The organism is Nostoc sp. DedQUE05 (assembly GCF_034530955.1).
Taxonomy (GTDB): Bacteria; Cyanobacteriota; Cyanobacteriia; order Cyanobacteriales; family Nostocaceae; genus Nostoc.
This window is the reverse complement of sequence record NZ_JAVRCB010000044.1, coordinates 71,510-79,633: the sequence shown is the minus strand read 5'-3', so window position 1 is coordinate 79,633 and position 8,124 is coordinate 71,510. Positions and strand designations below refer to the sequence as shown.

Sequence of the window (8,124 nt, the reverse complement as noted above, 5' to 3'; positions counted from 1 at the left end):
AGAAGGAATAAAGGTGTACTGAGTTTTTTTCACGCAATCAAATATGAGTCCTATAATACTAATTAATTCAAAAGGCGTTGCATAAATGCGGGATGAATTGGCGGTTGAAACCATTGAAAATTCCAAATTAGGTGAAAACATCCCATGATTCAGCAACGCCATTCAAAAAAATGAATCTATGAATCATGCACAAGTGTAACGCCACCTCACTGTCTGATCAGGCAAGTCCAACCAACTTGGCGCTGAGTTCCCATAAGCGATCGCCTTTGTCGTCATCACGAGCTTGAGGAGAGACTTTTTGCACAAAAGATTTGCCATCTTTCTTCTGGCGATTTCCCCAACTCCAATAAACACCGGATTGATTATACTCAGGATCGGCAACCACGGCAGCAACCCGTTCTCCCGCCAACTCCTGAGACACATATCCCCCAGTGATGTACTTCTGGAATAATGGAAAGATTTTCTGAAACAGGGGATAGTGGTTTCTAAATAGCGGCGTTTCTGCAACACATCCCGGATAGAGAGAATTGAAGATGATACCGGTTGACTGGTGATAGCGCTCGTGCAGTTCCCGCATAGTCAGCACGTTGCAAACCTTGCTGTCTTTGTAAGCTTTAACTGGTTCAAATTTTTTGCCATCAATCATCGATATTGGCTCTTGAAATCCTTCTGCAAAGCCTTGCAAATCGCCTAAGTCGGGACGTGGTGGAATCTTTCCACCTAGTTCGTCTGGATTGTGGGTGACGGTTCCTAAAATTACCAGCCTTGGTTCTAAAGATGACTTCTTCAGATCCTCTATCATCAGGTTGCACAATAGGAAATGACCCAGATGATTGGTAGTGACAGTTAACTCGTAACCTTCTGGACTGCGTAACGGCTCTTTGATTAAGGGCATATAAATTGCAGCGTTGCACACCAAAGCGTCTAAAGACTTGCCAGTGGCTCGGAAGTTCTTCACAAATTGTCGAACACTTTCCAAAGAGCCAAGGTCAATATGTATGCTGGTATAACTGTTGTAGGGGATTTCCACGCTTTGGGCTGCTTTTTGTGCCTTCGCTAAATCCCGACACGCTAATACGACATACCATCCCCTTTCAGCAAGAGCTTTTGCAGCATACAAACCCACCCCTGAAGAGGCACCCGTAATTACAACCGTTGGCTTTTGATGTTGTTCCATTCTGTTCAGCTCCCATTGACTGTCTCTAGAATCTCATACCAGCGAGCCATCGTTGTCACCAGGTTTTTCAGGGCTGTATTTCGGCTGAACTAACGCCCTTCTATCACTTTGGTGAAAACAATAATCGAAGCAGAAAACTGAAACTATGACTAAATCAAGGTTTGAAGCTTTATTTTCTAACATAATAAATTCAAAAATGTAGCCAAAACTTGGAAAGTGAGGTTCGTAAGCCTTGCAGCGATTGCTTTCTCCAAAAGTGATGGAAGAGGGCTAAGTAAGTGGGCGAGAAAATTCCCAAGTTTTTTACGAAATGTAAATACAGCACATACTTTACAAATTCGTTATTTCACAGTTTTTACAAAACTAAACATACATTGGTTTTATCGTGCTTGCCAACTTAACCTCTATACAAAAAACCTGCAAAAAAGTAATTACAATCACATTTTTGGTATACTACTGATGAATGCAATATCAACTTTTTTTGTTTTCAAATATTTATTTTTTTTTCAGATATATTTCAGATGTATATTACTACTAGGCTGAAAAATATAAGTAGATTGCCTAACTGTTTAACAATTTATTTTCTGTGGATAAGCTTCTACAATCTGTAAAAAAAATTCTCCAAGACAAGCCTCTCGATCCAATTCAGTGGTTTGTACTTTATCAATCGTGTTTGGGTAAAACTTATGGTGAGATGGCAGAGGTGTCAGGCTACGGCAACAATTACATCAAGGAAGTTGGTTCTGAGTTGTGGCAAGACCTTTCTATCGCACTTGGAAAAAGAATAACGAAAAAAAATCTACATTTAGCTTTGAATAAACACTTGCAAGACGAGATAGGTAATCAAGAAAATCAGATCCAAGAAAAGTTTGGTGAAGAATCTAGTTTAGAAATGATTTCTCCAGACTTGTTTTCAGCAAGCAAGATAGAATTTCCTAGCGGCCCTGTAGCACTAGATTCTCCTCTTTACATCAATCGCCCTTCCCTGGAAGAAGTTGTTTGTAACGAGATTTTACACCCTGGTTGCTTAATCCGGCTCAAAGCACCTAGAAAGATGGGAAAAAGTTCTCTGCTGAATCGGATGATTGCTTATGCTAGAGAGCAAGATTATCAAACTGTTTATTTGGACTTTCAAGAAGCTGACCGAGATGTTTTTGTTTCCCTGGATAAATTTTTGCGTTGGTTTTGTGTAAATGTCAGTAGGCAGTTAAATCTTCTTCCTTGTGTAGATGATTTTTGGGATATAGAAATGGGCAGCAAGGTAAGCTGCAAAATCTATTTTGAAGCATATCTGTTGCAATACATTAATGATAATCCTGTAGTTTTGGCTTTGAATGAAGTCCATCGGATTTTTGAATATCCCAATATTGCCCAAGACTTTCTGCCAATGCTGCGATTTTGGCATGAACAAGCAAAGCAAGATCGGATTTGGCAAAAACTGCGGATGATAGTGGTTCACACCACAGAAATTTATATTCCGCTTAAGCTCAACCAATCGCCTTTCAATGTAGGGATAACAATTACACTGCCACCATTTACCCTTAAGCAAGTACAGAGTTTAGCATTACGTTACGGACTAGATTGGGCAGGAAACTTGGAAGGGGAAAAACGCCTTGCACCCCTACAAGCAATGGTAGGGGGTCATCCTTATCTGGTGAGCCTTGCATTTTATCATTTATGTCAGGGAGAAATGACGCTAGAGGTGTTATTAGAAACTGCATCTACACCAGTAGGAATTTACGGTCAGCATCTACGAGAACTGTTGACACTACTGCAAGAAGAACCAGAATTAATGTCAGCTATGGAACAGGTAATTGCAACAGATGAAAAAGTAGAGTTAGACGCGATCGCGGCTTATAAATTAGAAAGTATGGGTTTGGTTCAACTAAACGGCAATCAAGCTAGTGCCATGTGTGAGTTATATCGTCTTTATTTTAGTCAACAGTTTGGAAAGCAAAATAATCATGCTAATGTTTATCGTGAATTTACCAGCTAGTTTTGATTGTTCATAGTAAACACTAAAGTTCTGATTACGAACCTAATTACTCATCGATATTATCAGAATTTTCTTAATTGTCACAATCCAAATGTGTTGATTGAGATATAGAATAAACTTAAAATTAAAAATCAATTAAATGAAAAATTATCGATATCAAGTTGGTGGTACTCTCACTAATGATGCTCCTAGCTATGTCGAGCGCAGAGCAGATGTGGAACTTTATGAAGCTTTGAAACAGGGTGAATTTTGCCACATCCTAAGCTGTAGACAAATGGGTAAATCCTCACTTATGGTAAAAACAAAGCACCGCTTGCAAAAAGAGGGCTTTAAATGTGCCACCGTTGACATGACTAATATTGGTTGTGAAAATATAACTCCAGAGCAATGGTATAAAGGAGTTGTCGGTGACTTATGGTTGAGTTTTAAACTGTTAGGAAAAGTTAATTTAAAAACCTGGTGGCAAGAACAAAACGATCTTTCTTTGGTTCAGAAAATCAGTCGGTTTATTTCGGAAGTTTTATTAGCTCAGTTTCCTAACGAAAGGCTATTTATTTTTATTGATGAAATTGATAGTATACTCAATCTCAATTTCTCTGTTGATGACTTTTTTAACATGATTCGATTCTGTTATAACCAACGAGCAATTAATCCAGAGTATCATCGAATAACATTTGCAATTTTTGGGGTTGCGACACCTTCAGACTTATTTATATATGGTAATAATACTACCCCGTTTAATCTTGGTAAAACTATAGAAGTTAATGGTTTTACCTTTGAAGAAGCTCAACCACTATCCTTGGGATTAGATATTAAAGACAATCACCCTCAGAAAGTTTTGAAAGAAGTATTAGCTTGGACAGAAGGACAACCATTTCTTACTCAAAAGCTGTGTCGGCTACTTGTGAGTTTATCTCAAGATGATATAGGTAGAAAGCTAAAAATTCCCCCTGGTACAGAAGAATTTTGGATAGAAAATGTGGTGCGATCGCACGTCATTGAGAAATGGGAATCACAAGATGAACCGGAGCATTTGCGAACTATTCGCGATCGCATCCTCAGAAACGAAAAATATGCTGCCAGATTGCTAGGAATTTATCAACAAATCCTTCAAGGAGTGAAAGTACCAGCCGATGATAGTCGAGAACAGGTAGAACTTTTGCTATCTGGTTTGGTAATCAAAAAACAAGGTTTTCTCCAAGTAAAAAATCGAATTTATCAAGAAGTTTTCAATTTAGAATGGGTTGGGAAAAAACTAGCTTACTTGCGTCCCTACTACGAAAACTTCAATGCATGGATAGCCTCAGAGGAAAAAGATAAATCTCGCCTATTACGCGGACAAGCCTTGATAGATGGGCAAACTTGGGCAAATTGTAAAAGCTTGAGTAACTTAGATTATCGATTTTTAGCTGCTAGTGAAGAATTAGATCGGCGAGAAGTACAGCAGGCTTTAGAAGCTGAACGCGCTCAAGAAGTAGAAGCACGACTTGCAGAACAACAAAAAAGGCTGGCTCAACAAAAGAAAAATGCCACAATAGTGACACTTTTGCTCGTGGGGATGACCATCAAATTAGTGATTTCTATAGTGTGGGGAGTATCGCTTTTACGAAAGATTGATGTTTTAGAATCACAGTTAAAATGCACCGATATTACTACAACCCTGCAATTTCCTCACTGTCCAAAATCAAGAGCCTCTAAAGAAACCTCAGAATAACGATTGTTAAAAAAACTTAGTTAGGGACTCAGTTGGAAATTAGCTAACTTTCCTTTCATCGTTAAACACTTCTCTAACAATCTCAACAGAGCCAAAATCCCCGACTAAAGAAACACAAGTCCGATCGAAGCTGCCGATGATGTGAGTTAAAATCCTGATATCTTCAATAACTGCCCACGCAGAACGGCCCCGAAAAAGCGATCTTTTGTGTATAAAGGTTGATTGAGTGCGATAAGTTAATATGAATTTGATGAAGTTAAAAAAGCAATAAAGGTAAAACTTGTAAGTTTATATCTTACGAGTTCTATTATCAACCAAAATAATTAACAGGATGAAGCGATTGAGTAACCTAGATAGAGTTTTAGATGCCGCAATGGAGCTTACTTTAGAGCAGCAAGAAATGCTGGTACAAATTCTCAAAAGCAGAATTATTGAAAGTCGGCGAGATGAAATTGCGTCAGATGCAGCAGCTTCCATTGCTGAATTTCAAGCAGGTAGGCTCAAAATCCAGACTGCTGCCGAAGCAATTCAAGAATTACGGGAATATCTCAATAACCCAAGTGCAGCCGATGTATAGGTTAGTTATCACGAGCAAATTTAAAAGAGCTTTCCGAAAATTTACTCGTCGTAATGCTGACTTACAGGCCAGAATAGAAGAAACTATTGCTGCTATGGAGAATGACATATTTGCAGTCAACTTGGGCACTCACAAGCTAGAGGGAAAGCTCTCAGGGTTGCTTTCATGTTCTTGTGGATATGATTGTCGCGTTGTTTTCTCGCTGAAAACCGATGAAGAGAGTGGGGAACAAGTTGTTCTTTTGTTAGATATTGGTACTCATGACGATGTTTATTAGCTCAATACAAGTGCGATCGCCTATCTTATAACAACTGTCTTGAAATTCAAGCGTGGGCGTAGCCCATCGTAGACATCGCATTATGTATGATGATTGATTTAGTGGGATGGCAAACAGAAACGTAGGTCTGGCCAAAGCTGCCGATGATGTGAGTTAAAATCCTGATATCTTTAATAACTACCCACGCAGAACGGCCCCGAAAAAGCGATCGCTATGCTTCAGTATCCCCATCTCGAACAAGCGCTAAAATATCACTTCGGTTATGACCAATTCCGCCCCGGACAACGGCAAATTATCGAAGATGCGCTGCAAAATCGAGATTTAATGGTTGTGATGCCGACTGGTGGGGGGAAATCTTTGTGTTTTCAGCTACCAGCGTTGTTAAAAAATGGGCTAACGGTGGTGGTGTCGCCGTTAATTGCTTTGATGCAAGACCAAGTAGAAGCATTGCGAAATAATAATATTAATGCGACATTTCTCAATAGCAGTTTGAACGCTTACCAAGTGCGATCGCGCGAAGAAGCCATCCTCAGCGGTAAAGTAAAATTACTCTACGTCGCCCCAGAACGTCTACTCAGTGAAAGGTTTCTCCCATTTCTCGATTTAGTTAAAGAAAAAATCGGTATTTCGAGCTTTGCTATTGATGAAGCGCACTGTGTTTCGGAATGGGGACATGATTTTCGTCCAGAATATCGCCAGTTGAAATCTCTGCGGAAACGCTATCCTGATGTGCCTACAGTCGCTCTCACCGCCACAGCAACCGATCGCGTCCGTAGTGATATTATTCAACAATTAGGTCTGAAACAACCAAGCATCCATCTTGCCAGTTTTAACCGTGAAAATCTTTATTACGAAGTTCGTCCTAAAACTAAATATGCTTACGCTGAATTATTAGAACTAATTCGAGAAACTGAAGGTTCGATAATTATTTATTCTTTAACTCGAAAAAAAGTTGATGAATTAACTTTTAAACTACAAAATGATAAAGTTATTGCTTTGCCTTATCACGCCGGATTAAGTGATGAAGAACGTAGTAGCAATCAAACGCGATTTATTCGAGATGATGTCCGGGTGATGGTGGCAACAATCGCTTTTGGAATGGGAATTAATAAACCCGATGTGCGGTTGGTAGTTCACTTCGATCTACCCAGAAATATAGAAAGTTATTATCAAGAATCGGGTAGAGCAGGTAGAGACGGAGAACCATCTCGATGTACAATATTTTTCAGCTTTGGTGATGTTAAAACAATTGAATGGAGTATCGATCAAAAAACCGATCCTCAAGAACAGTTGATTGCTAAACAACAACTGCGGCAGATGATCGATTATGCTGAAGGCACTGATTGTCGGCGAACAATTCAACTAGGTTATTTTGGCGAAAGGTTTCCTGGAAATTGCGGTAACTGTGACAATTGTCGTCATCCCAAACCCGTGCAAGATTGGACAATTGAAGCCATGAAGTTTTTATCTTGTGTGGCGCGTTGCAAAGAAAGGTTTGGAATGCTACACATAATTGATGTGTTGCGAGGAGCAAAAAAAGACAAAATTATCCAGTACGAACACGATAAACTTTCTACCTACGGTATTGGTAAAGATAGAACTGTAGATGAATGGCGAATGTTGGGGCGATCGCTTTTACATCAAGGGTTAATAGAACAAACTAGCGATGGTTACTCAGTTTTAAAACTAAATGCCTTAAGTTGGCAAGTCATGCGAAAACAACGCACAGTTTCGCTAGCTGTAACCACAGTGCAAAAGATTACCTGGGAGCCGGAGAGTGAAAAAGCAGAAGTTGCAGAAATATTATTACAGAAATTGCGATCGCTACGCAAACAATTAGCTGATGAGCAATCTGTACCACCTTACGTCATCTTTCACGATTCCACTTTAAAATTGATGGTACAAGTGCAACCCCAAAATTTAGCTGAATTTGCCAAACTTTCTGGTGTAGGTAGTCACAAACTCGCTCAATATGGCGAAAAGTTTATTACAGAAATTCGCGCCTACCGCCAAGAAAAAGGTTTGCAAAATAAATCTGCTACTTCTGTATCATCTCCCAAATTATCTTCTTCTTACACCGAATTGCAGACATTACAATTGCATCAACAAGGTTTAAATATCGCTCAAATTGCCCAAAAGCGCAACCTTAGTCCGGCAACAGTTAGCAATCATCTAGAAAAACTAATTGAAAAAAATCAGCCAGTTGATTTAAATCAATTAGTACCTATAGAACATCAACAAAAAATTTGGCAAGTTTTAGAAGTACTCGGTGATATTTCCCTGACTCCCATCAAAGAACAACTAGGCGAAAGCTACACTTTTGATGAAATTCGCTTAGTACGGAGTAAGTGGCGGCGCGAAAATCGCAAGAGATAATTTGCTG

Annotated in this window: 6 protein-coding genes; 5 read left to right on the top strand and 1 reads right to left on the bottom strand. The window is 39.3% G+C overall.

The window, feature by feature from the left end; genetic code table 11:
* Positions 1-217: 217 nt before the first annotated feature.
* Positions 218-1,177, bottom strand: coding sequence for a protochlorophyllide reductase (locus tag RMZ42_RS27135; RefSeq protein WP_322674328.1), 960 nt, complete (start codon positions 1,175-1,177; stop codon positions 218-220).
* Positions 1,178-1,763: 586 nt separating this feature from the next.
* Between RMZ42_RS27135 and RMZ42_RS27130 the strand changes: the two genes are divergently transcribed.
* The 5 genes from RMZ42_RS27130 (at position 1,764) to recQ (ending at position 8,117) form a co-directional block, all read left to right on the top strand.
* Complete coding sequence (locus RMZ42_RS27130; protein WP_322674327.1) at positions 1,764-3,173, top strand: AAA-like domain-containing protein; 1,410 nt, start codon at positions 1,764-1,766, stop codon at positions 3,171-3,173.
* A 139-nt stretch (positions 3,174-3,312) separates the two neighbouring features.
* On the top strand, positions 3,313-4,887 hold the full coding sequence (locus RMZ42_RS27125) for an AAA-like domain-containing protein (RefSeq protein ID WP_322674326.1): 1,575 nt from the start codon (positions 3,313-3,315) through the stop codon (positions 4,885-4,887).
* 331 nt (positions 4,888-5,218) lie between these two features.
* Entirely contained in the window at positions 5,219-5,464 is a 246-nt protein-coding gene (locus RMZ42_RS27120; protein WP_322674325.1) for a hypothetical protein, read from the top strand.
* The gene (locus tag RMZ42_RS27115) at positions 5,457-5,741 is read left to right on the top strand and encodes a type II toxin-antitoxin system YafQ family toxin (RefSeq protein ID WP_322674324.1); all 285 of its coding nucleotides are present in this window, start codon (positions 5,457-5,459) and stop codon (positions 5,739-5,741) included. Before RMZ42_RS27120 ends, RMZ42_RS27115 begins: the two co-directional genes overlap by 8 nt.
* A gap of 213 nt (positions 5,742-5,954) precedes the next feature.
* A complete protein-coding gene (gene recQ / locus RMZ42_RS27110; RefSeq protein ID WP_322674323.1) occupies positions 5,955-8,117 on the top strand; it encodes a DNA helicase RecQ in 2,163 nt (720 codons plus the stop codon).
* Positions 8,118-8,124 lie beyond the last annotated feature (7 nt).

Bases quoted from the DNA above. Each gene is read 5' to 3' on its own strand.
- RMZ42_RS27135 (WP_322674328.1), bottom strand. From the start codon at position 1,177: ATGGAACAACATCAAAAGCCAACGGTTGTAATTACGGGTGCCTCTTCA.
- RMZ42_RS27120 (WP_322674325.1), top strand. From the start codon at position 5,219: ATGAAGCGATTGAGTAACCTAGATAGAGTTTTAGATGCCGCAATGGAG.
- recQ (WP_322674323.1), top strand. From the start codon at position 5,955: ATGCTTCAGTATCCCCATCTCGAACAAGCGCTAAAATATCACTTCGGT.
- RMZ42_RS27115 (WP_322674324.1), top strand. From the start codon at position 5,457: ATGTATAGGTTAGTTATCACGAGCAAATTTAAAAGAGCTTTCCGAAAA.
- RMZ42_RS27125 (WP_322674326.1), top strand. From the start codon at position 3,313: ATGAAAAATTATCGATATCAAGTTGGTGGTACTCTCACTAATGATGCT.